Genomic DNA, 20011 nt, shown 5'->3' with positions numbered 1-20011 from the left:
CCTCATGGCATTTTCAGGGGTCAGCAGTGGGTGAAGATCTCCCTGCCTGCCGCTTCGCCCTTGTTCATGTCGTTGGCGATGGCCGCCGCCCTCAGCTCACGTGCCGCGTCGCGGCACTTCTGCGACGTCGCCGCGTCCCCCTCGGCCTTCTTCTGCGCGGCCTCGGCCTGCTTCTGCAGGTCCGCGGCCCGCAGCGCGTCGTCCTTGCTGTTCTGAGCCTTCTTGGTGAGGTCGGCGATCTCGCGGTCCTTGCCCTCGACCTGCTTGGTCAGACCGGCGGAGCGGTCCTTCTCCTGGGCGAAGAGCACGCCGAGCGCGCCGGCCGCGCCGAAGAACAGCACGAGGAACACCGAAAGCACGACGATGCCGGTCTTCTTCGGCTTCGGCGGTGCCACCGGTCCCATCGGCTCCACCGGTGCGGGCGCGGTCTGCTGCGGCGGGAACACCGGCGTGTACACGTCGAACTCCACCGGCGGCTGCGCGGCCGGTGGCTCCGGCTCGGCCGCGGGCTGCTGCGCGTCGAAAACAGGATTGGTCATGATTCCCCCAAAGAAAAGAGCCCCCTTTCGCCTATCATCGCCACGCCGTCAACGGCGTTACGTGAGCCGGCTTACAGCGTCGACGACCCGGTCGAAGAACCGGTCCACGTCCAGTCCCACGGCGACACGCGCGTTCGGCGGCTGGTTCAAGCGACCGTGCAGATCCACGACGGTCGCGCCGCGGGTGAAGATCCCGGCGGTCTCGATCCCCACGAACGCCTCGACGCACGTCACCAGCGACGGATCGATCACCCGCGCCACCGCGACCGGGTCGTGCAACGGCGGCGCCTCGAAACCGAACACCTCGCGGTAGGTCGCCGCGAAGAACGTCATCAGCTCCTCGCACATCTGCCCCAGCGGTCCCAGAGCTTCCAACCGGGCGACCACGGACGGCGTCACCAACGCCTGGTGCGTCACGTTCAACCCGATCATCGTGACCGGCACGCCGCTCTCGAAGACGACGGCCGCGGCCTCCGGATCGACGTAGATGTTGAACTCCGCGTACGGCGTGGTGTTCCCGCGCTCGGTCGACCCGCCCATCAGCACGATCTCGCGCACGCCCGCGCTTCCGTAGCGCTGCAGGTACAGAGCCACGTTCGTCAACGCCCCGGTCGCGACCAACGTCGCCGGCATGTGCCGGTGCATCAGGTCGATCGCGTGTTCCTCCACCACCGCAACGGAAGGCGGGCCGAACGAGGGACCGTCCATTCCGGACTCGCCGTGCACGTCCTCGGCCACGTAAAGCGGTCGCACCAACGGCCGGGCGCAACCACGGGCGATCGGCACGTCGATGCCGGCCGCCGAGCAGATCCGCTGGGCGTTCAGGGTGACCTTGTCGAGCGTCTGGTTCGCGGCGACGGTCGTGATCGCGCGCAGGTCGATCTCCGGCGCGCCGGCCGCGAGCAGGATCGCGATCGCGTCGTCGTGGCCGGGGTCGCAGTCGAGCACCACTGGGGTCGGCATGATCCCCAGTCTGCCGTTCACGTCCATGAAACAGCCGAAAACGTTTTCGCCAACCCTTGACGAGGTCAGGGCCGGTGCGACTAGCGTGTGGAAAACGTTTGCAGGGGAGGTTCGTGATGGCTCGCAGGCGCTACGCCGTGGTCGGCACCGGTGCACGGGCCGAGCGGCACATCCACGCCATCGCGGTCGAGCACGCGGACACCTGCCGGCTCGTCGCGTTCGCTGACGTGAACCGCACCCGGATGAACGTCCACAACGACCGGCTCGCGGAACTGGGGGTCGAGCCGGTTCCCACGTACGACGCGGACGACTTCCTCAAGATGCTCGACGAGCAGCAGGTCGACGTGGTCGTGGTGACCACCGTCGACCGGCACCACGTCACCTACGTCGTCGAGGCGCTGGACGCGGGCCGCGACGTCGTGACGGAGAAGCCGATGACGACGGACGTCCCGTCGGCGCGGAAGATCCTCGACGCGGTGCACCGCAACGACGGCAACGTCACCGTCACGTTCAACTACCGGTACAACCCGATCCACGAGAAGGTCCGCGCGCTGCTCGCGGACGGTGCCGTCGGTGAGATCGGGTCGGTGCACTTCGAGTGGCTGCTCGACACCCGGCACGGCGCCGACTACTTCCGCCGCTGGCACCGCGACAAGGCCAACTCCGGTGGTCTCATGGTGCACAAGGCGACGCACCACTTCGACCTGCTCAACTGGTGGGTCGGTTCGGTGCCCGACACCGTGTACGCGCACGGCCGGTTGTTCTTCTACGGCGAGGAAAACGGTGAGCGCCACGGCTACTCCCGGGACGACCGGTTCACGCTCGACTTGGCGCAGAACGACTGGCTCAAGAAGCTCTACCTCGACGCCCGGCACGAGGACGGCTACCACCGCGACCAGAACCCGTTCGCGCCCGGTGTGTCCATTGAGGACGACATGTCGGTGCTCGTCCGCTACGTCAGCGGCGCGAACCTGACCTACCACCTCACGGCCTACTCGCCGTGGGAGGGCTACCGGCTGATGGTCAACGGCAGCCTGGGGCGGCTCGAACTCGAAGTCGTCGAGAACTCCTGGGTGTCGAGCCAGAATCCGACGGTTCACGGCGTGAACGCGAATCCCGAGGAGGGGTGGGCGAAGCTCTCCGTGCAGCGCCTGTTCGAGGAACGGGAGGACATCCCGCTGGAGTACGACCGAGACGGGCACGGCGGCGCTGACCAGCGCATGGTCGACGCGCTGTACGGGCCGGCCGGGCAGGAAGACCCGTTGGGACGCAAGGCGACGCACCACGACGGAACGCTCTCGCTGCTGACTGGTTTCGCCGCCAACCGCAGCTTCGAGACCGGGGAACCGGTCCGCGTCGTGGACGTCATCGACCTTCGATAAGGAGTGAACGTGCACAAGGCTGTGGCCTTAGTGCTCGGCGGCGCGCTCGTGGCGGCCGGGTGTGGCGGTGGATCCGGCAGCAACGGCCAGACCGAGATCCGGTTCATCTGGTGGGGCAATGACGATCGCGCCAAGGTGACCAACGAGGCGGTGAAGCTGTTCGAGAGCCGCAACGCGAACATCAAGGTCTCGACGTCGTTCCAGAACTTCCAGAACTACTTCGAGAAGCTCTCCACCGAGATCGCGGGCGGCAACGCGCCGGACGTGATCCAGATGGACTACCGCTACCTCAACGAGTACGCGGGCCGCAACGTGCTGCTCGACCTGACCCCGTTCGTGGGCAAGGAGATCCGCACCGCGGACTGGAACCAGGGCTTCGCCGGCAGCGGCAGGCTGAACGGCAAGCAGGTCGCGATGCCGTTGGCGCAGAACGCGACGACGATCGTCTACGACCCCAAGCTCTTCGCCGCGGCCGGTGTCGAGGAACCGAGGATCGGCTGGACCTGGGCCGACTACAAGCAGGTCGCCGGGAAGATCCAGGCGAGCACCGGCGGCAAGGTCGCGGGCTCCACGGACTTCGGCGGCACCGAGGACGTCTTCGAGACGTGGCTGCGGCAGCGCGGCAAGAAGCTCTACAGCGACGACGGCAGGCTCGGTTACACCAAGGACGACCTGAAGGCGTTCTGGCAGCTCTCCAAGGACTTCCGCGACGCCCAGGCCACGACCCCGGCCGAGCTCGTGACGACGCTGAACGCCGGCGCCGAGCAGACCCCGATGGGCAAGAAGCTGTCGGCGTCCGAACACAGCTACGACAGCCTCTACGGCGGCTACAACACCGTGCGCCCGGACGAGCTGAAGCTCGGCCCCTACCCGAGCGACAGCGCGGAAACCCTCGGCTCGTACCGCAAACCGTCGCAGCTCATCAGCGCGTCCGCCCGCACCAAGAACAAGGACGCCGCGGTCAAGCTGATCGACTTCCTGCTCAACGACCCGGACGCGGGCAAGATCCTCGGCGCGAACCGCGGGTTGCCCGCGAACCTGAAGATCCGCGAGGCGGTGGCGCAGAACCTCAGCGGTGCCAGCAAAGTCATCTTCGAGTACCAGAAGTCGGTCGACGCCAAGCTCGGCGACGCCCCGCCCGCGCCACCGAAGGGCGACGGCGCGATCTACAAGCTGATGCAGCGCAAGCACGAAGAGGTCGTGTTCGGCAAGAAGACCGTCGATCAGGCGTTGGACGAGTTCTGGCGTGACGCGGAAGAAGCACTGAAGTAGTGCCGTACCTGTTCCTGGGGCCGTGGCTGCTCGGCGCCATCGGTCTCACCGTCGCGCCGATGGTCGTGTCGCTGTACCTGTCGTTCACCGACTACGACCTGTTCAACGAACCTCGGTGGGTCGGCCTCGACAACTACGCCAGGCTCTTCGGCGACGACCCGCGCTACCTGCACTCGGTCGGCGTCACGCTGAAGTACGTCGCGTGGTCGGTGCCGTTGAAGCTGGTGCTCGCCCTGGCCGTCGCGCTGCTGCTGAACTCCTTGCGGGGCAGGGGGCAGGCGTTCTTCCGCTCGGCTTTCTACGCGCCGTCGCTGCTCGGTGCGTCGGTCGGCCTAGCGCTGGCGTGGCGCGCGATCTTCGACACCTGGGTCGACACACCGGACTACGCGCTGGTCACCATCGTGCTGCTGTCCGCGTGGCAGTTCGGCGCTCCGATGGTGATCTTCCTGGCCGGGTTGCAGCAGATCCCGCGCGACCTGTTCGACGCGGCCGCGGTGGACGGCGCCGGGTGGTGGCGCAGGCTGGCGTCGATCACGTTGCCGATGCTGTCCCCGGTGGTGTTCTTCAACCTCGTGCTGGAGACGATCCACGCGTTCCAGGCGTTCACGCAGGCGTTCGTGGTGAGCGGCGGTCGTGGCGGCCCTGCCGACTCGACGCTGTTCTACACGCTCTACCTCTACGAGCGCGGCTTCACGGAGTTCCGCATGGGCTATGCGAGCGCCATGGCGTGGGTGCTGCTGGTGGCGATCGCGCTGATCACCGCGGTGCTGTTCCGCACTTCGCGGTACTGGGTCTTCTACGGAGACGCACGATGAAACGGGCCGCGACTTTTCTGCTGTGCCTGGCGGCGCTGGCGTTGGTGCTCTACCCGATCGTGTGGCTGATCTCCGCGTCGCTGACGCCGGTCGAGGACCTCGTGTCGAACCTGCGGTCGTTGTTCCCCGGCCGGATCACGGCGGACGGATACGCCGATGCGCTGGAGGGTGCGGGCGGCGAGTCGTTCTGGACGTTCCTCGGCAACTCCACGATCGTCGCGTCGGGTGCGGTGATCGGCAACGTCGTGTCGTGCTCGCTGGCGGCGTACGCGTTCGCGCGGCTGCGGTTTCGGCTGAGCGGCCCGCTGTTCGCGTTCGCGCTGGTCACGATCATGCTGCCCGCGCACGTCACGCTGATCCCGCAGTACGTGGTGTTCCAGCGGCTGGAGATGATCGACACCTTCGTGCCGCTGATCCTGCCGAAGCTGCTGGCCACCGACGCGTTCTTCGTGTTCCTGATGGTGCAGTTCATGCGCGGCATTCCGCACGAGTTGGACGAGGCGGCGAAGATCGACGGCTGCGGGCCGGTCCGCAGCTTCCGGTACGTGGTGCTGCCGCTGTCCCGGCCGGCGCTGGTGACGACCGCGATCTTCACGTTCATCTGGACCTGGAACGACTTCTTCGCCCAGCTGATCTACCTGTCGTCGACGGAGAACTACACGATCCCGATGGGGCTGCGGCTGTTCATCGACCAGACGTCGTCGTCCTCGTACGGGCCGATGTTCGCGATGTCGGTGCTGTCGCTGGTGCCGATCGGGCTGTTCTTCCTGGCGTTCCAGCGGTTCCTGGTCGCCGGCGTGGCCACGACCGGGCTGAAGGGATGACCCGCGAACGGCTGGAGGTCCTCGCCGACACCCTGCTGGTCGGGCTGTTCGTCTTCGTCGCCTCACTGCCGCTGATCACCGCGTTCGCGGCCTTCGGTGCGGGCTGCGCGGTGCTGCGGGACGGACTTCCGGTCGGGCGTTTCTGGGAGCTGTTCCGCTTCAAACCGCTGCCCGGCGTGGTGTTCGCGGCACTGTGGGTGGTGCTGGTGGTGGACGTGCTCCTCGTGGTCACGGTGTTGCCCGCGCCGTTCCCGGTTCGTGGGGCGATATTGCTCGCTTCGGCCGCTTTGGGGGCTCTTCTTCTTGATCAAGCACGTCTTGGTTGGCGCGGCGCATTGAAATTCGCCGCACCTCGGCCGATGCTGATGGCCGCGTTGGTGGTCGCCGGTGTGCTGGTGTGGGCCCTGCCTCCGCTGGCGCTGGTGATCACCGGACCGCTCGCGCTGGCGGCGGAGTCCGCCCGAGAAGGGTGAGAACGATGCGCGTTGCGCTGGTCGGTGCACGTGGGCATGGGGCGCGGCACGTGGAGAACCTGCTCCGGCTCGGCCACGACGGGGTCGCCACCTTCGTCGGGGTCTGCGACGTGGCCGACGTCGACGTGCCGGTGCCGTCCTACCCCGATCTGCCCTCGCTGGCCGCCGAGCTGCACCCAGAGATCGTGGTGATCTCCTCGCCGCCGTCGACCCACCGGGACCTGGTGCTGTCGGCCTTCGCGCTGGGCTGCGACGTGCTGGTGGAGAAGCCGGCGCTGTTGACCGTGGCGGACTTCGACGAGATCGCCGCGGCCGCCGCCGCGCGCGGCCTGGTGTGCCAGGTCGGGTTCCAGACGCAGGGCACTGGCTCGTACCGGCGGCTTTGCACGTTGATCGGGTCGGGCGCGCTGGGCGACATCTCGGGCATCGGCGCCGCCGGCCGGTGGGTGCGCTCGGACTCCTACTACTCGCGCGCGAGCTGGGCCGGTCGGCACGGCGAGGACGGCACGCTGGTGAACCCGTTCGCGCACGCACTGCAGAACGCACTGCTGCTCGCCGACGTCGAGGAACGCACGGACATCAACGTCGAAATGGAACTGTTCCGGTGCCGGGACACGATCACCGCCGACGACACCGCGTGCGTCCGGATCACCGCTGACGGTGCGCCGCCGGTCGTGGTGGCCGCAACGCTGTGCGCGCAGACATCGTTGCCACCGGTCGTGCTGGTGCACGGCTCGCTGGGGCAGGCCGTGTGGTGGTACGACGACGACAGGCTGACCGTGAACGATCACAAGATGGCCGTGGCGCCTCCCGTCGATCTGCTGGAGAACCTGATCAGGCACCGGCAGACCGGCGAACCCCTGGTTTCACCGCTGGCGGCCGCACGGGCGTTCACGTCCGTCGTCGAGTCCTGCGCGAAGGCCGACGTACCGCTGCTGCCCGCCCGCCGCGACGGTGACCGGGTGGTGCTGGACGGAATCGACGAGGTCGTCGTGCGGGCCGCGGAGAAGATCGCGACGTTCGGCGAGCTGGGATGCGGTTTCGGCAGGTAGGTCAGCTCGCCGGTCGCCGGCCCGCCCACCAGCCGGCCGCGAAGACCCCGCCCATGCACACTGCCGCGAGCAGCGCCCCGAGCTGGAGTGCGGGGGCGCGCTCCTGCGGGTGACCCAGGGTCCAGCCGAGCACGGGTCCGATGAACGCCAGTCCGGTCAGCACCGCCGCGGCGGCGACCACCGCCATGCGCGGCCGGGGCAGTACCCCCGGAATCAACGTGAGCACGGTGCCGACGCCGACCAGGCACAGTGTGAGCACCAGCCAGGGCCCGGTCGACGACCCGGAGTCCGAGGTGAAGAACGCCACCATGCCGCTGATCGGGAGGTCCATCAGGAGGAGAAGGCCGACGGGCAGCAGCACGGCGATCCCGCCCGCGAACCGGACACCGGCACTGCCGGCCGCCATCGCGATCCCGATCAGCAGGGCGAGCAGGATGATCAGCCCGGCGATGCTGACCTCTCTGCCGATCACCTGGCCGAAGCCGGTGAGCGGGGCCGGCCGGATGTCCAGCCCGGTGTCCGTGACCACGACCGGCACGCGGCGCCAGGCGCCGTCGGCACCGCGGACCGCCAGCCCTTCCACGCCGTTGGCCACGATCACCTCGTGTCCACCCGGGACGGCGCGGACCAGGACGTCCACGCTGGCCACCTTGGACGGGCGCTCGATGTCGCCGGGAAACGGGTGCTGGCGCAGGACGAACGGCCACCGGGTGGCGGGCACCTCCCAGGCGGTGCGCCAGGTCTGACCGGCGTCGGTCGTTTCGTCGACGCCGAGCAGGCGACCACCGCGCGGCGGTGTCCCGTAGGAGCCGAGGGCACCACCACCGCCGTGCACCCGGTAGCAGTGTGCGGCGTCGCCGGGCACGCAGGCCTCGTCGCGCGTCTGGCGCTTTGATCGCTGCTCGGGCGGCGTCTCCGCCAGCGGCGTCCAGTCGCCAACGCCCGATCGGGAGACGTAGGACCGCCCGTACGCCTCGATCTTCACCTGCGCGCCGGTCTCGTCCAGGCCTTTCACGGAGTCGACCGACTGGGTCGTGTCGAGTGGCGCCGAGGTCGCGGTGATCGCCAGCACCGCGAACGGCACCGCGACCAGCACCCGCACCCGGCGAACCAGGCCGTCCGGCAGCGGCGGGGCCGCCGCCACCCGGCTCCAGGCCCACCACGCGGCGCCGAGCGCGGGCAGCGCGACCAGGTCGGTCGGATCAGCCAGGACGGCCGAGGGCCCGTTGACGACCGACCACGCCGCCGAGGCGACCTCTGCGCCCGCGGGGGTCAGCTTGACCAGCGCGAATCCGGCGCCGGTCAGCAGCACCGCCGCGGCGGCGCCGATCCGGCCGGCCAGGAACAGGCCGGACAGCAGCCCGAGCACCGGCGGTGCCACCACCAGCCCGGCCACGTCGCTGAGCTTGCCGGTGACGAGGCCGGGCCACGCCTGCTTGAACACGTGGTCGTTGAGCAGCAGCACCGCCGTGGCCCCCACGGTCAGCGGATGTGCCACCCAGCGCAGAAACCCCCCGGTTCGCATGGGTACAGCCTGCGGTGCCGCGATCACGGCCGTGACACGGGCGAGTGCCAGATCAGCGCATGGACGGCGGGGCTCGGGCGGCACCCGTCGCTGCCGAGTACCCTCCCCGGCCAGGTCCGTTCTTTTCGGGGGTTGTGCGTTGAGCGCCTACATCGACCTGAGGGATGTCCGGCTGACTGGCCACGTGAGCCAGGGCCTGATCGTGCTCGTCACGGCCATGTCCGTGTGGGGCACGGTCAACGACTGGCAGGGCGGGTCGCCGACCTGGAGTTTCATCGCCCAGCTGCTGATGGTGCCCGCCGCGGTGGGGTTCATCGTTTGGTTCCGCAACGTCACCCACAACGCCGAGGCGATCGCGCTGCACGGCGTCCGGCTGATGGCGGACGTGTGGCGGGCGAGCGACCCCGGCCAGCGCGAGGTGCCGTTCAAGGAGCGGACGACGAGCCCGTTGATCAGGCCGTGGCAGTACACGTTCCTCGCGATGGTGCTGTTCGACCTGCTGGAGACCCTGATGCTGGACGGACCGGCCTACGTCGTGTTCTCGACGCTGTCCACCGTGTGCGCGGTCGGGGCGGCCGGGTTCGCGTGCTTCCTGATCTGGCGGGTCTCGGCGATGCAGCAGAGGTTCGCTGTGCCACAGTCACGTGGGCGACGTGGCTGACATGCGCTAGACTGTCCAATCGGTTGCAGTTTTGTGTTCGTGTCTTCTCACGCTCGCTGAACTCCAGTTGCGGGCACGTCTCCTTCTTTGCGGTTGGAGAGGTCGGCTCACGACCAACCACGGGGCAGTCGCACAGTGCGGCCGCTCTACAGCATTGAAGGAGCAGTAAGTACATGGCAAACGGCACCGTCAAGTGGTTCAACGCCGAAAAGGGCTTCGGCTTCATCGCCCCCGAGGACGGCGGCGCTGACGTCTTCGTTCACTACTCGGCCCTCAACGGCGGCGGCTACCGCAGCCTCGAGGAGAACCAGAAGGTCTCGTTCGACATCACGCAGGGCCAGAAGGGCCCGCAGGCCACGAACGTCAACGCTCTCTGACGTTTGGTTAGCTGACGCAGGGCCCCCGGGATTTCCCGGGGGCCCTTCGTTCGTGTTGTGATCATTGGGTTTTCGTTAGCCTGTGCCGATGCCGTTGCTCGGACCAGCCGATCCGCTGCCGCACGTGCCCCGGCGCATCCTCGTCGCCGGCAACGCCGGATCCGGCAAGTCGACGCTCTGCCGGCGCATCGCCGAAAGCCGTGACCTGAGGCGGGTCGAGCTCGACAGCCTCTACTGGGGTCCACAGTGGACGCCCAGGCCGGAGTTCCGCGCCGAGGTGGCGGCGTTCGCCGAGGAGACCCGCTGGGTCACCGAGTTCCAGTACAACGAGGTGCGCCGGGAGTTGCTGGCGCGCGCGGACACGCTGGTGTGGCTCGATCACCCGTTCTCGATGGTGATGGGGCGGCTGGTGATTCGCACGATCAGACGTCGCGCACGGCGGGTGGAGTTGTGGAACGGTAACCAGGAGCCGTCGTTGTGGTCGGCGTTCACCGACTCCGAGCACATCCTGCGGTGGGGCTGGAAGACGTACCGGCGCAGCCGCACCAGGGTGCTGGCCCTGGTCGACCAGGTCGTGGTCGTGCGGTTGTCCGGGCAGGCCCAGGTGGAACGGTGGCTGGCAGGGCCGCTGGCCTCGGTCGGGGAGGAGCGTGCTCGGTGAGAACGGCGCTGGTGCTCGGTGGGACCGGGATGTTGTCCGGATGTGCGCAACGACTCGTGGCGGACGGGTGGCAGGTGGTGCTGCCGTCGCGAACGCAGCCGCTGATGGCCGATGACGGGCCTGGCCGGGCGGCGCGGGCCTCGATCCGCCGGGGACACCGGCCGACCTGGGTCAAGGCGGACTGGGCCGATCCCGTGCAGCTCGCGTCGGAGGTCGAGGACGAGCTGCAGGGCCGTCAGGTGAACCTGCTGGTGGCGTGGGTGCACGACAGCTACCGCAACGACGTGCTCAGAGCCGTGCAGCACCTTCTGGCAGAAGGCGCGCCGGTGGTGGAGGTGCACACGCATCAGCCGGTGCCGGATCCGGTGCTCCCGCACCCGACGCAGCAGGTGTTGCTGGGCTACTCCGCGCACGACGCGGCGCGGCACATCCGCGAGGCCGTGCTGAAGGCGGTCGAACGGGCGTTGGACGGGCGGGCGCCCTCGCTGCACCACGAGGACGCCCGCTGAAACTTGCGCCTGAAGGTCAGCCCTTCTGGATCTTGGCCCGGCCGATCTCCGCCTGGACCTTGATGCCCGCCGCCACGTCCACGAGCTGGCGGACCACGACGTCCTCGTTGCGGATGTCGGCGATCTTCTTCTTGGTCTTCGTGGTGAACTCGAACTCCGCGACCTCGGCCGACTCGATCTCGGCGACCTCCTGGAACGCCTCGCTGAAGTCCACGATCACGGTCGCGTTGTCGAGGACCAGCAGCTGGTAGTCGGTCGGCCGCTCGGAGGCGAAGCCCTTCTGGAACACACCGGTGACCTTGATGCCGTCGGCCGTCTCCTCGAAGTCGAGGGTGCCGTCGACCGGGGAGAACAGCTTCTCCTGGAAGTCGGCGGTGGCCTTCACGGGCTCGGCTGCGAGCGCCGGGGCCGTCGTGAGGGTGACGCAGGCGAGCAGTGCGGCGGCGAGGCTCAGAAGTTTCGGCATGTCATCGTTGGTACCGGCAGCCGTTTAGCCCCGCACGACCAAAGGTATCGCTCGATCGGGCGTTGAGGCTGTACGCTCCGCGCCGACGTCGGGGGACGCACCTTTGCCTGGGGGTATTCGCAATGAGCAATGAGGCTTTCAGACCCGTGCGCGGGATCGGGACCGCGGCGATCATTTTGATCATCATCACGACGGCCATCGACATCGTGAACACGGTCCTGGACTGGACCGTGGGCCAGGTGCTGGTCGAGTACGAGCTGGGCAAAGCGTCCGAGACAGCGGTAACGGCGGCGCAGGCGGTGCTGCTGATGATGTTGTGGGTGTGGCTGGTCGCCTATGTGCTGGCGGGCATCACGTTCATGGTGTGGATGTACTGGGCACGGCTCAACTCCCACGCCACCGCGTCCAAGCACCAGCACAAGTGGGCACCGATGTGGACGATCGTCGGGTGGCTCATCCCGTTCGTGAACCTGTTCGTCCCGTTCGCCGTGATGCAGGACATCTGGCGTGCGTCGGACCGCAGTCAGGGCACGCTGGCGCTGCAGCTGAGGCCCAAGAGCACCCTCGTCACCGCGTGGTGGTCCTGCTGGATCGCGTCGTTCGTGCTGGCCTACGTCGGCGGCAGGATCCAGCTGGACTTCGCGGTGTGGTCGACGTTCTCCACGCTGGCGACCGTCGCGGCCGCGGTGCTCGCGATCCGGATCATCCGGACGCTCAACGACGCCCAGCACTCCGTCAACGAGCAGAACGCGTCCCACGCGGGAGCATGAGGCTGTACGCTCCCCGCCGACGTCGGGGAGCTGCGTCTTCGGGGGTTTCAAGTGGACAACGGTGTGCTCAGACCCGTGCACGGGGCCGGGCTGGCGGCGACCGTCCTGATTGGAATCGTGGCCGGGGTCAAGGTCCTGGTCGCGGTCCTGGGGTGGCTCACGGTCGATGCCGATCAGTACACGCCGCTCGGCGCCGCGGTGGCCGCCGCGCTCTCGTGGATCTGGCTGGTGGCGTTCGTCGTCGCGGCGATCACCTTCATGGTCTGGATGCACCACGCGCGGCTCAACGCCGACACCATCACGTCTCCGCACCAGAGCCGCTTCGCAAAGCTGTGGGTGTACCTCGGCTGGTTCATCCCGATCGCGAACCTGTACATCCCGTACGCCGTGATGCAGGACATCTGGCGTGGATCGGACCGGTCACAGCCGATGATCGGCCTGCGGCAGCGTGAGCCCAGCGGCTTGATCCTGCTGTGGTGGCTCTGCTTCCTCTTCTCGAACGTGTCGCTGACCCTGCCTCCGAAGTACGCGTTCGAGGTCGCGGTGTTCGCCACGATCTCCGCGCTGCTGTCGGTCGTGGCCGCGGTGCTGGGCGCGCGGGTGATCCGTCAGGTGAACGACATGCAGATCAACGAGCAGAACGCATTCCCCGCACCAGCAGCATGACCGACTCGCGCACCTCCGCCCGCGACCGCTCCGGCTGGAACACCTGCCAGTCGAGCGCGATCACGAGCAGGGTGCCGAACAACGCCGCCGACGCGGTGCCGACCTCGACTCCGTCGGGGAGCCGGCCCGCGTCGGCCAGGCGCTTCATCTGACCGCGCACGATCGAGACGATGTCGTCGCGCAGCAGCGACAGCGTGCCGTGCCACTGGCCGGGTGTGCGCCACAGCTCGGAGACCAGCAGCTGGCCGAACGCCGGGTACTCGGCCCAGAAGCCGAGCATCTCGTCGACCAGCGCCTCCAGCGAGTCCTCCGAGCCCTCGGCCGACCGCAGCCGGACGGCGAGGATCTCCACCCCGTGCCGCAGCAGGGCCTCGACCAGGGCGTCCTTCGAGGCGAAGTTGTAGTAGATGGTGCCCTTGGCGACGCCGGCCTCCGCGGCGATCTCGTCGACCGTGACCGAGGCCGCGCCCCGTTCGCCGACCAGCTTCAACGCCGCGTCGAAGAGCTTCTGCTTGGTCGCCGTGGTTCGCGCGCTCACAGGACCAGCTCCGGCTTGAGCTTCGAGGGTGTCCACACGCGCTGCTTGTAGGCCGCCACGGACGACAAGGCTAGGGCCCCGAGCAGCCAGGCGAGAAGGATCAAAGCGTCCCGTCCCACGCTGCCGAGGTCACCGCCGTACATGAGGTGGCGCAGGCCGTCGACCGCGTAGCCCATCGGCAGGCCGTAGTGCAGCGGATACAGCGGCACCGGGATGGTCTGCCAAGGGAACGTGCCGCCCGCGCTGACGAGTTGAAGGATCAGCAGGATCAGACCGAGGAACTTGCCGACTGCGCCGAACGCCGCGTTCAGCGCGTGCAGGATCGCCACGAACGTCAGTGACATCAGCACGAGGAACCCGAACGTGCCGAAGGGGTTCGACGGCTCGATGTCCACCACGAACCGCACCACCGAGAACATCACCAGCACCTGCACGACGCCGAGCAGCGCACCAGGCAGCCACCCGCCCAGCGCCACCCGCAGCGCGGACTGGCCGGCAGCCAGCGCACGCCGTGACAGCGGCCTGAGCAGCAGGAACAGCACGAACGCGCCGATCCACGTCGCCAGGCCGAGGAAGAACGGGGCGAGGCCCGCGCCGTACGTGGCGGCCTTGGTCTGGGACAGGCTCTGCACCGCGACCGGGTCGCCGATCGCCTGCGCGATGGCCGCGCGGGTCGGGTCGTCGGCGTTGGGGATCTTGTTCACGCCGCCGTTCAGCCCGTCGCGCAGTTCCGCGGAACCGTCCGCGAGCTTGGCCGCGCCGTCGTGGAGCTGCGGTGTGCCGGTCGCGGCCGTCCGCAGGCCGTCGCGGAGCTTCGTGGCGCCGTCGTCGAGCCTGACGATGCCCGCGGCCAGGCCGGGCATCTTCGCCGAGAGCTGCTCGGCGCCGTCGGCGACCTGGTCCGCGCCGGTCGCGAGCTTGCGCAGGTCGCCGGAGGCACCCTGGACCTTGCCGTTGGCGTCGTCCACCGGCTTGCGGACCTGACCGAGCGTGGTCAGCACGTGCTGCACCTGCTCCTCGGTGAAGCCCGAGGCTCGCAACCGGTTCGCGATGTCACCGTTGGCCTGGTCGAGCACGCCGACGAGGGCCTGGGCCTTCTTCGCGTACTCATCGGCCTGGGTCGCGGCGGTCTCGTTGCCGTTGGCGACCTGGCGCGCCCCGTCAGCGATCTTCTTCGCGCCGTCGGGCAGCTGGGCGGTCTGCGAACGGAGCTCGCGCGTGCCGTCGCTGAGCTGTGTGGCACCGGTGGAGAGCTGCTGGACGCCCTTGTCGAGTTCGGCCAGCTTGTCGCGCAGCTGCGCGTTGCCGTCGGCGAGCTTGGTGGCGCCCTCGACGGCCTTGGCGGTCTCCTGGCGGATCGTGGAGAAGCCGAGCAGCAGCCTGTCCGCGGCCTCGGTGGAAACCTTCGCGGTGACCGCCCGGCGCACCTCGGAGACGACCTGGTTCGCGATCGTGCTGCCCAGGTAGTTGTTGGCGTCGTTGGTCGTCAGCGTCAGCACGCCTTGGCGCGGCTTGAAGTCCTCCGGCGAGGTGAGCGCGTCGGAGAAGTCCTCCGGCAGCGTCAGAGCGAAGATGTACTTGCCCTTGCGCACGCCCTCGGCGGCGTCCGTGTCGTCGACGACGTGCCAGTTGAACTTCTTGCCGTTGAGCAGCTCGTCGGCGACCTCCTTGCCGGCGTTGAGGTCCTTGGCGCCCTTGTCCTTGACGACGAGCGCGGCGGGGACCTGGTTGAGGTTCGCGTACGGATCTTTGTTGGCGTACAGGTAGAGCGACGCGTACAGCAGCGGCACGAGCGCCAGTGCCAGCACGGCGAGCCGGGGCAGCGTGCCGGAGGTGATCCGGCGAAGTTCGTTGAAGGCCATGCGAAGGGCGCTCATGCGGTGATCTCCATCTTGGTGTCGTTGTCCTCACCAAGGCGCGCGTGCGGGATGTCGAGGATGTGGGCGGAGGTGTTCGAGCACAGGGCGACCACGGACCGTTCAGGGGTCACGTAGTTCTGCGCCAAGGCGAACCACTCGCGCGGGTCGGGGTGGTAGCGGTCCGGGCAGTCGAGGACGAGCGCCGTCATGCCGGGGCGGGCGGCGGCCAGTTCGAGCAGCACGGAACACCGGGTCTGCGCCGGCACGTGCTCGAAGCGCTTGGCCGCGTGCTCGTCGGCGGCGTGCTCCACCAACCAGTCGTGCACCGCCTTCTTGCCGGACGACTTGCCGTTCATCGCGAGCTCCTCGCCGACGACGGCGGCCAGGGTCAGCGCGTCCTCCGGCTCGTTGACCTCGGGGGCGTCGATCAGGACGACCTGCTTGCGCAGCGTCCGGGGGTCCGGCGAGACCGTGCCCGTGGAGGGCTTCATCCGGCCGGAGAGCAGCAGGCCGAGTGCCGTGTGACCGGTGCCGGGCTCGCCCGCGACCAGCGTCAGCTCGCCCGGTCGCACGGTCAGCGAAGTCGGCCGGAGCAGGGGACCATGAGCCCCGTTGACGCCTGCGCGTTGCGCACGGATCTCCACGCCTTTACCTTCCGTTTAAACTGACCGGTCAGTACAAATTCTCCCGCAGACGTGTCCGCGTGGCAACTCGGACATTGGTCACCTAAGGGCGGAGGCGGGGCGTACTTCCCACACGGTCCACAGCGGCCGGTAGCCCTGACGCGGCCAGAACACCGAGCTCAGCGGGTTCGGCGGGTTGTAGTAGAGGTACGTGCCGACCGCGCCCATCCGGTGAAGTTCCTGGTGGGCGTAGGCGACGAGCTGCTGGCCGATGCCGGTCCCGCGCGCGCCGGGCAGGACGGAGACGCAGTTCACGTAACCCCAGCGGCCGCGCGGCAGCCGCATCGCCGCGTTGGTGCCCGGTTCGGACGACACGATCGCGCACTCGGCGAGCGCCACCGCGATGCCGTCGCGTTCCGCGAGCCAGATGGGGCTCGCGTTGGTGAGGCGTTCGGCGAGCGCACGGCGTTTGAGGGCCGGCGCTTCCGGGCGCACGATCGTCGAGCCGACGTAGGAGGAGTACTCCAGCTCCGCGAGCGACAGCTCCACGACGGTTTCGAGGTCGTGCGGGGTGGCGCGGCGGATCGTGAGCGTGCGCGGGACGCGTGGCGGGGGAGTCTTCAGCCTGATGCTGAGCACGGACAGCGGCACCAGGCCGTGGTCGAGCAACGCCCGTGCGGCCTTCGTGTCACGACTCGGCCAGTGCAGCACGCACGCGGTGTCCTCGCCTAGCTCCTGCGTGTCGAGGTGCTTGCGCCACCGCGTCAGCAACGCGTCCATGCCCTGCGTGGTGCCGACCAGCGGCAGCAGCTCCCACACCTCGGCCGCCGACCACAGCCGGGTCGTGGAGTGCGGCTCGAACGTCTGGTGGCTGATGACCCCGGCCACGCGGGTGCCGTCCGCGAGTGCCGCCGTGATGACGTGACCGTCCGTCGGCGGTTCTACGGCGGGCGGGAGTAGCGGGTCCAGTGAAGCGAAACGTGCTGACTGGGCCGCAACTAGTCCGCGTGCCGAGGTCATGGGCGGTTAGGTTACGACGTCAGGCGCGCGCGGAAGATCGCGGTGCCGGGGAAGAGCTTGCCGCGCAGCGGGCTCCACTGGCCCCAGACGCGGGTGTGGCCCTTCGGCCACTCGGGCTCGACGAGGTCTTGGAGCACGAAGCCGGTGTTCGTGAGGGCGCGCAGGTAGTCGCCGAGCGTGCGGTGGTGCTCGACGTAGGTGGCGTGGCCCTCGCCGTCGACCTCCACGTACGGGGTCCGGTCGAAGTACGACTGGGTGACCGTGAGGCCGAGCGGGCCCGGATCGTCCGGGAAGATCCAGCGCATCGGGTGGTTCACCGCGAACACCCAGGGGGAACCGGGCCGCAGCACGCGGGCGACCTCGCTGAAGACTTCCTGGACGTTCGCGACGAACGGCACTGCCCCGAACGCCGAGCAGGCGGCGTCGAAGGCGTTGGCCCGGAACGGAAGTTGATCAGCGCTCGCCTGGACGAGAGGCACCTGGATGCCGGTCTTGTCGTTGTTCTCGCGGGCGTGCCGGAGCATGCCTTCGGAGATGTCCAGAGCGGTGACGACTGCCTTCTGCGTGGCGAGCCAGCGGGCGCACATCGCGCTGCCGCAGCCGATCTCCAGGACGCTCTGACCAGCGACTTCACCCAGGAACCGGGTGTCTTCCTCGCGCAGCCCCTCCGGGCACCAGACGAAGTCCGCCGCGCCCAGGAAGTCGCCGTGCGTCTCGTGGTAGTCGTCGGCGTCCGCGTCCCACCAGATTCGGTTCGCCACGCGTGACTCGGCGGCGTCGGCCCCGCGCTTGACGATGCCGGTCGTGCCGAGCGCTTGCTCCGCGCTCGCGTGCTGGTTGGACACACTGCTCCTTCACATGGGGGCTGGTTTGCTTGCGCGTCTCGCGGCCGCGTACGATATCGCGTGCGTAGTGGGTTAGTGCTGCCCATGATCCAGAACTGTCGGGATTCAAGGTCTCTGCGACGCTGCGCGCGCACCACTACCAGCCAATAATGCCAATCCGTACCGGAGCCACCTACCTAATGTCCACCGACACCACCACCGCCCCCGTTGCCGCTGCTCCCAAGCAGGTCGCGATCAACGACATCGGGACGGAGGAGGACTTCCTCGCAGCTATCGACAAGACGATCAAGTACTTCAACGATGGCGACATCGTCGAAGGCACCATCGTCAAGGTCGACCGGGACGAGGTCCTGCTCGACATCGGCTACAAGACCGAGGGCGTCATCCCCTCGCGCGAACTGTCGATCAAGCACGACGTCGACCCCAACGAGGTCGTCAAGGTCGGTGACGAGGTCGAGGCGCTTGTTCTCCAGAAGGAGGACAAGGAAGGCCGTCTGATCCTCTCCAAGAAGCGCGCTCAGTACGAGCGGGCGTGGGGCACCATCGAGGCCCTCAAGGAGAAGGACGAGCCCGTCAAGGGCACGGTCATCGAGGTCGTCAAGGGTGGTCTCATCCTGGACATCGGCCTCCGCGGCTTCCTCCCCGCCTCGCTCGTCGAGATGCGTCGCGTCCGCGACCTCCAGCCGTACGTCGGCCGCGAGCTCGAGGCCAAGATCATCGAGCTGGACAAGAACCGCAACAACGTGGTCCTGTCCCGCCGCGCGTGGCTCGAGCAGACCCAGTCCGAGGTCCGCAGCGAGTTCCTCAACCAGCTGCAGAAGGGCCAGGTCCGCAAGGGCGTCGTGTCCTCGATCGTCAACTTCGGTGCCTTCGTGGACCTGGGTGGCGTCGACGGTCTCGTCCACGTCTCGGAGCTGTCCTGGAAGCACATCGACCACCCGTCCGAGGTTGTCGAGGTCGGCCAGGAAGTCACCGTCGAGGTCCTCGACGTCGACATGGAGCGCGAGCGCGTCTCCCTGTCGCTGAAGGCGACCCAGGAAGACCCGTGGCGCCAGTTCGCCCGCACCCACGCGATCGGTCAGATCGTGCCGGGCAAGGTCACCAAGCTGGTTCCGTTCGGTGCGTTCGTCCGCGTGGACGAGGGCATCGAGGGCCTGGTCCACATCTCCGAGCTGGCCGAGCGCCACGTGGAGATCCCGGAGCAGGTCGTCCAGGTCGGCGACGACGTCATGGTCAAGGTCATCGACATCGACCTCGACCGTCGCCGCATCTCGCTGTCGCTCAAGCAGGCCAACGAGGGCTTCACGGTCGACACCGAGTTCGACCCGACCCAGTACGGCATGGCCGCCGAGTACGACGACCAGGGCAACTACATCTACCCCGAGGGCTTCGACCCGGAGACCCAGGAGTGGCAGGACGGCTTCGACAAGCAGCGTGAGGAGTGGGAGCGTCAGTACGCTGAGGCCCACACTCGTTACGAGGCCCACATGAAGCAGATCAAGAAGGCTGCCGAGGCCGAGGAAGAGGCTTCTGCCGAGGGTGCGGGCAACTACACCTCTGGTGGCGACGCTCCTGCTTCCACCTCGGTTGGGGCGCCGGCTCAGTCCGGTGGCACGCTTGCCTCTGATGAGCAGCTTGCTGCGCTTCGGGAGAAGCTTTCCGGCGGTATGTGAGCTGGGTTCAGCTTGCTAGCTGACTGACTTTGGCCCTCGCACCTTGGGTGCGGGGGCCTTTGTCGTTGGTCGCGCTGGTTCCGTAGGTGGCCTGGGTGCGTTGGCGGGTTCCTGGTTCGATTCCTGGGGCTCTGCCCCAGACCCCGACACTCCCAAAGGAGCCGTCCACGCCGTTAGCGGGTTGATGGCACGCCTGTTGCGTTGGGCGGCTTGCGGTTTCGTAGGTGGTTGCGTTGCGGTGGTGGCTCCCCCGTCTAGCGCGCCAGAGGCAGCCGCGCCCGAGGGGTCAGGTCAAGTCGACGAAGAGCGTGTCGACTTGACCTGACCCCTCGGGCGCGGCAAAGGCTTCGGAGCGCTAGACGGGGGAGCCACCACCGCGCCCACTTCGTGGGCAGGGCGGCTCGGCTCGGCTAATGAGTGGTGGGCCGGTCGTTCTGGCAGGCTCGGCCTGGTGGCCGCTGGTGGGTGAGCACTCCGGCTCGGTGGACTTGTTGAGTC

Annotated in this window: 22 protein-coding genes; 13 read left to right on the top strand and 9 right to left on the bottom strand. The window is 68.2% G+C overall.

From position 1 onward, the window contains the following. Positions 1-20: 20 nt before the first annotated feature. Positions 21-539, bottom strand: coding sequence for a hypothetical protein (locus ACIA8G_RS41265; protein WP_396424264.1), 519 nt, complete (start codon positions 537-539; stop codon positions 21-23). 57 nt (positions 540-596) lie between these two features. Next, positions 597-1502, bottom strand: a complete 906-nt coding sequence (locus tag ACIA8G_RS41260; protein WP_396424263.1) for a nucleoside hydrolase — start codon at positions 1500-1502, stop codon at positions 597-599. A gap of 116 nt (positions 1503-1618) precedes the next feature. Between ACIA8G_RS41260 and ACIA8G_RS41255 the strand changes: the two genes are divergently transcribed. From ACIA8G_RS41255 to ACIA8G_RS41230, 6 genes are read left to right on the top strand one after another with little or no spacing between them, the layout of a single operon-like run. Beyond that, entirely contained in the window at positions 1619-2884 is a 1266-nt protein-coding gene (locus ACIA8G_RS41255; RefSeq protein WP_396424262.1) for a Gfo/Idh/MocA family protein, read from the top strand. A 9-nt stretch (positions 2885-2893) separates the two neighbouring features. Further along, the gene (locus tag ACIA8G_RS41250) at positions 2894-4156 is read left to right on the top strand and encodes an ABC transporter substrate-binding protein (protein ID WP_396424261.1); all 1263 of its coding nucleotides are present in this window, start codon (positions 2894-2896) and stop codon (positions 4154-4156) included. Beyond that, positions 4156-4971 carry a carbohydrate ABC transporter permease gene (locus ACIA8G_RS41245; protein ID WP_396424260.1) on the top strand — a complete coding sequence of 272 codons (816 nt, stop codon included), beginning with the start codon at positions 4156-4158 and terminating at the stop codon, positions 4969-4971. The genes ACIA8G_RS41250 and ACIA8G_RS41245 overlap by 1 nt, the downstream gene beginning before the upstream one ends. Beyond that, positions 4968-5795: a carbohydrate ABC transporter permease gene (locus tag ACIA8G_RS41240; RefSeq protein ID WP_396424259.1), complete on the top strand. Its 828-nt coding sequence runs from the start codon at positions 4968-4970 to the stop codon at positions 5793-5795. The genes ACIA8G_RS41245 and ACIA8G_RS41240 overlap by 4 nt, the downstream gene beginning before the upstream one ends. Continuing rightward, positions 5792-6268: a hypothetical protein gene (locus ACIA8G_RS41235; protein WP_396424258.1), complete on the top strand. Its 477-nt coding sequence runs from the start codon at positions 5792-5794 to the stop codon at positions 6266-6268. Before ACIA8G_RS41240 ends, ACIA8G_RS41235 begins: the two co-directional genes overlap by 4 nt. A 5-nt stretch (positions 6269-6273) precedes the next feature. After that, on the top strand, positions 6274-7320 hold the full coding sequence (locus ACIA8G_RS41230; RefSeq protein ID WP_396424257.1) for a Gfo/Idh/MocA family protein: 1047 nt from the start codon (positions 6274-6276) through the stop codon (positions 7318-7320). A 1-nt stretch (position 7321) separates the two neighbouring features. Here the strand turns inward: ACIA8G_RS41230 and ACIA8G_RS41225 are convergent, their stop codons facing one another. Further along, positions 7322-8845, bottom strand: a complete 1524-nt coding sequence (locus tag ACIA8G_RS41225; protein WP_396424256.1) for a hypothetical protein — start codon at positions 8843-8845, stop codon at positions 7322-7324. A 139-nt stretch (positions 8846-8984) separates the two neighbouring features. On the opposite strand from ACIA8G_RS41225, the gene ACIA8G_RS41220 reads away from it, so the two are divergent. The 4 genes from ACIA8G_RS41220 to ACIA8G_RS41205 all read left to right on the top strand — a co-directional run bounded on the left by ACIA8G_RS41220 (position 8985) and on the right by ACIA8G_RS41205 (position 11053). After that, positions 8985-9506 (top strand): hypothetical protein, encoded by a 522-nt coding sequence (locus ACIA8G_RS41220; RefSeq protein ID WP_396424255.1) that lies wholly within the window; start codon positions 8985-8987, stop codon positions 9504-9506. Positions 9507-9679: 173 nt separating this feature from the next. Continuing rightward, entirely contained in the window at positions 9680-9883 is a 204-nt protein-coding gene (locus tag ACIA8G_RS41215) for a cold-shock protein (protein WP_396424254.1), read from the top strand. An 88-nt stretch (positions 9884-9971) separates the two neighbouring features. After that, a complete protein-coding gene (locus ACIA8G_RS41210) occupies positions 9972-10544 on the top strand; it encodes an AAA family ATPase (protein ID WP_396424253.1) in 573 nt (190 codons plus the stop codon). Further along, the gene (locus ACIA8G_RS41205; protein ID WP_396424252.1) at positions 10541-11053 is read left to right on the top strand and encodes a hypothetical protein; all 513 of its coding nucleotides are present in this window, start codon (positions 10541-10543) and stop codon (positions 11051-11053) included. The genes ACIA8G_RS41210 and ACIA8G_RS41205 overlap by 4 nt, the downstream gene beginning before the upstream one ends. A 16-nt stretch (positions 11054-11069) precedes the next feature. On the opposite strand, the gene ACIA8G_RS41200 is transcribed toward ACIA8G_RS41205, so the two are convergent. Next, positions 11070-11519 (bottom strand): hypothetical protein, encoded by a 450-nt coding sequence (locus ACIA8G_RS41200; RefSeq protein ID WP_396424251.1) that lies wholly within the window; start codon positions 11517-11519, stop codon positions 11070-11072. Between the two features lie 122 nt (positions 11520-11641). Between ACIA8G_RS41200 and ACIA8G_RS41195 the strand changes: the two genes are divergently transcribed. Together ACIA8G_RS41195 and ACIA8G_RS41190 are read left to right on the top strand one after the other, a co-directional pair. Further along, a complete protein-coding gene (locus ACIA8G_RS41195; RefSeq protein ID WP_396424250.1) occupies positions 11642-12289 on the top strand; it encodes a DUF4328 domain-containing protein in 648 nt (215 codons plus the stop codon). A gap of 63 nt (positions 12290-12352) precedes the next feature. Then, the gene (locus ACIA8G_RS41190) at positions 12353-12955 is read left to right on the top strand and encodes a DUF4328 domain-containing protein (RefSeq protein WP_396424249.1); all 603 of its coding nucleotides are present in this window, start codon (positions 12353-12355) and stop codon (positions 12953-12955) included. On the opposite strand, the gene ACIA8G_RS41185 is transcribed toward ACIA8G_RS41190, so the two are convergent. The 5 genes from ACIA8G_RS41185 to ACIA8G_RS41165 all read right to left on the bottom strand — a co-directional run bounded on the left by ACIA8G_RS41185 (position 12918) and on the right by ACIA8G_RS41165 (position 17840). Beyond that, on the bottom strand, positions 12918-13493 hold the full coding sequence (locus ACIA8G_RS41185; protein WP_396424248.1) for a TetR/AcrR family transcriptional regulator: 576 nt from the start codon (positions 13491-13493) through the stop codon (positions 12918-12920). The genes ACIA8G_RS41190 and ACIA8G_RS41185 overlap by 38 nt on opposite strands. Further along, positions 13490-15370, bottom strand: coding sequence for a YhgE/Pip family protein (locus tag ACIA8G_RS41180; protein WP_396424247.1), 1881 nt, complete (start codon positions 15368-15370; stop codon positions 13490-13492). The genes ACIA8G_RS41185 and ACIA8G_RS41180 overlap by 4 nt, the downstream gene beginning before the upstream one ends. Beyond that, positions 15367-15996 carry an ABC transporter ATP-binding protein gene (locus ACIA8G_RS41175; protein WP_396424246.1) on the bottom strand — a complete coding sequence of 210 codons (630 nt, stop codon included), beginning with the start codon at positions 15994-15996 and terminating at the stop codon, positions 15367-15369. Before ACIA8G_RS41175 ends, ACIA8G_RS41180 begins: the two co-directional genes overlap by 4 nt. A 78-nt stretch (positions 15997-16074) precedes the next feature. Then, positions 16075-16995 carry a GNAT family N-acetyltransferase gene (locus ACIA8G_RS41170; RefSeq protein ID WP_396424245.1) on the bottom strand — a complete coding sequence of 307 codons (921 nt, stop codon included), beginning with the start codon at positions 16993-16995 and terminating at the stop codon, positions 16075-16077. An 11-nt stretch (positions 16996-17006) separates the two neighbouring features. Continuing rightward, positions 17007-17840 (bottom strand): class I SAM-dependent methyltransferase, encoded by an 834-nt coding sequence (locus tag ACIA8G_RS41165; protein ID WP_396424244.1) that lies wholly within the window; start codon positions 17838-17840, stop codon positions 17007-17009. Positions 17841-18019: 179 nt separating this feature from the next. Here ACIA8G_RS41165 and rpsA point away from each other — a divergent pair, with 179 nt between their 5' ends. Beyond that, a complete protein-coding gene (gene rpsA / locus ACIA8G_RS41160) occupies positions 18020-19513 on the top strand; it encodes a 30S ribosomal protein S1 (RefSeq protein WP_396424243.1) in 1494 nt (497 codons plus the stop codon). The last annotated feature ends 498 nt before the right edge of the window (positions 19514-20011 follow it).

It is taken from the genome of Lentzea sp. NPDC051213 (assembly GCF_044455585.1).
GTDB lineage: Bacteria > Actinomycetota > Actinomycetes > Mycobacteriales > Pseudonocardiaceae > Lentzea.
Note: the sequence above shows the minus strand (reverse complement) of the source record. Positions and strands in the feature narration are given on the sequence as shown.

Coding starts and splice junctions, on each gene's coding strand:
- ACIA8G_RS41180 (WP_396424247.1), bottom strand. CDS start 15,370: ATGAGCGCCCTTCGCATGGCCTTCAACGAACTTCGCCGGATCACCTCC.
- ACIA8G_RS41200 (WP_396424251.1), bottom strand. CDS start 11,519: ATGCCGAAACTTCTGAGCCTCGCCGCCGCACTGCTCGCCTGCGTCACC.
- ACIA8G_RS41230 (WP_396424257.1), top strand. CDS start 6,274: ATGCGCGTTGCGCTGGTCGGTGCACGTGGGCATGGGGCGCGGCACGTG.
- ACIA8G_RS41255 (WP_396424262.1), top strand. CDS start 1,619: ATGGCTCGCAGGCGCTACGCCGTGGTCGGCACCGGTGCACGGGCCGAG.
- ACIA8G_RS41215 (WP_396424254.1), top strand. CDS start 9,680: ATGGCAAACGGCACCGTCAAGTGGTTCAACGCCGAAAAGGGCTTCGGC.
- ACIA8G_RS41260 (WP_396424263.1), bottom strand. CDS start 1,502: ATGCCGACCCCAGTGGTGCTCGACTGCGACCCCGGCCACGACGACGCG.
- ACIA8G_RS41195 (WP_396424250.1), top strand. CDS start 11,642: ATGAGCAATGAGGCTTTCAGACCCGTGCGCGGGATCGGGACCGCGGCG.
- ACIA8G_RS41210 (WP_396424253.1), top strand. CDS start 9,972: ATGCCGTTGCTCGGACCAGCCGATCCGCTGCCGCACGTGCCCCGGCGC.
- ACIA8G_RS41170 (WP_396424245.1), bottom strand. CDS start 16,995: ATGACCTCGGCACGCGGACTAGTTGCGGCCCAGTCAGCACGTTTCGCT.
- rpsA (WP_396424243.1), top strand. CDS start 18,020: ATGTCCACCGACACCACCACCGCCCCCGTTGCCGCTGCTCCCAAGCAG.
- ACIA8G_RS41240 (WP_396424259.1), top strand. CDS start 4,968: ATGAAACGGGCCGCGACTTTTCTGCTGTGCCTGGCGGCGCTGGCGTTG.
- ACIA8G_RS41235 (WP_396424258.1), top strand. CDS start 5,792: ATGACCCGCGAACGGCTGGAGGTCCTCGCCGACACCCTGCTGGTCGGG.
- ACIA8G_RS41265 (WP_396424264.1), bottom strand. CDS start 539: ATGACCAATCCTGTTTTCGACGCGCAGCAGCCCGCGGCCGAGCCGGAG.
- ACIA8G_RS41225 (WP_396424256.1), bottom strand. CDS start 8,845: ATGCGAACCGGGGGGTTTCTGCGCTGGGTGGCACATCCGCTGACCGTG.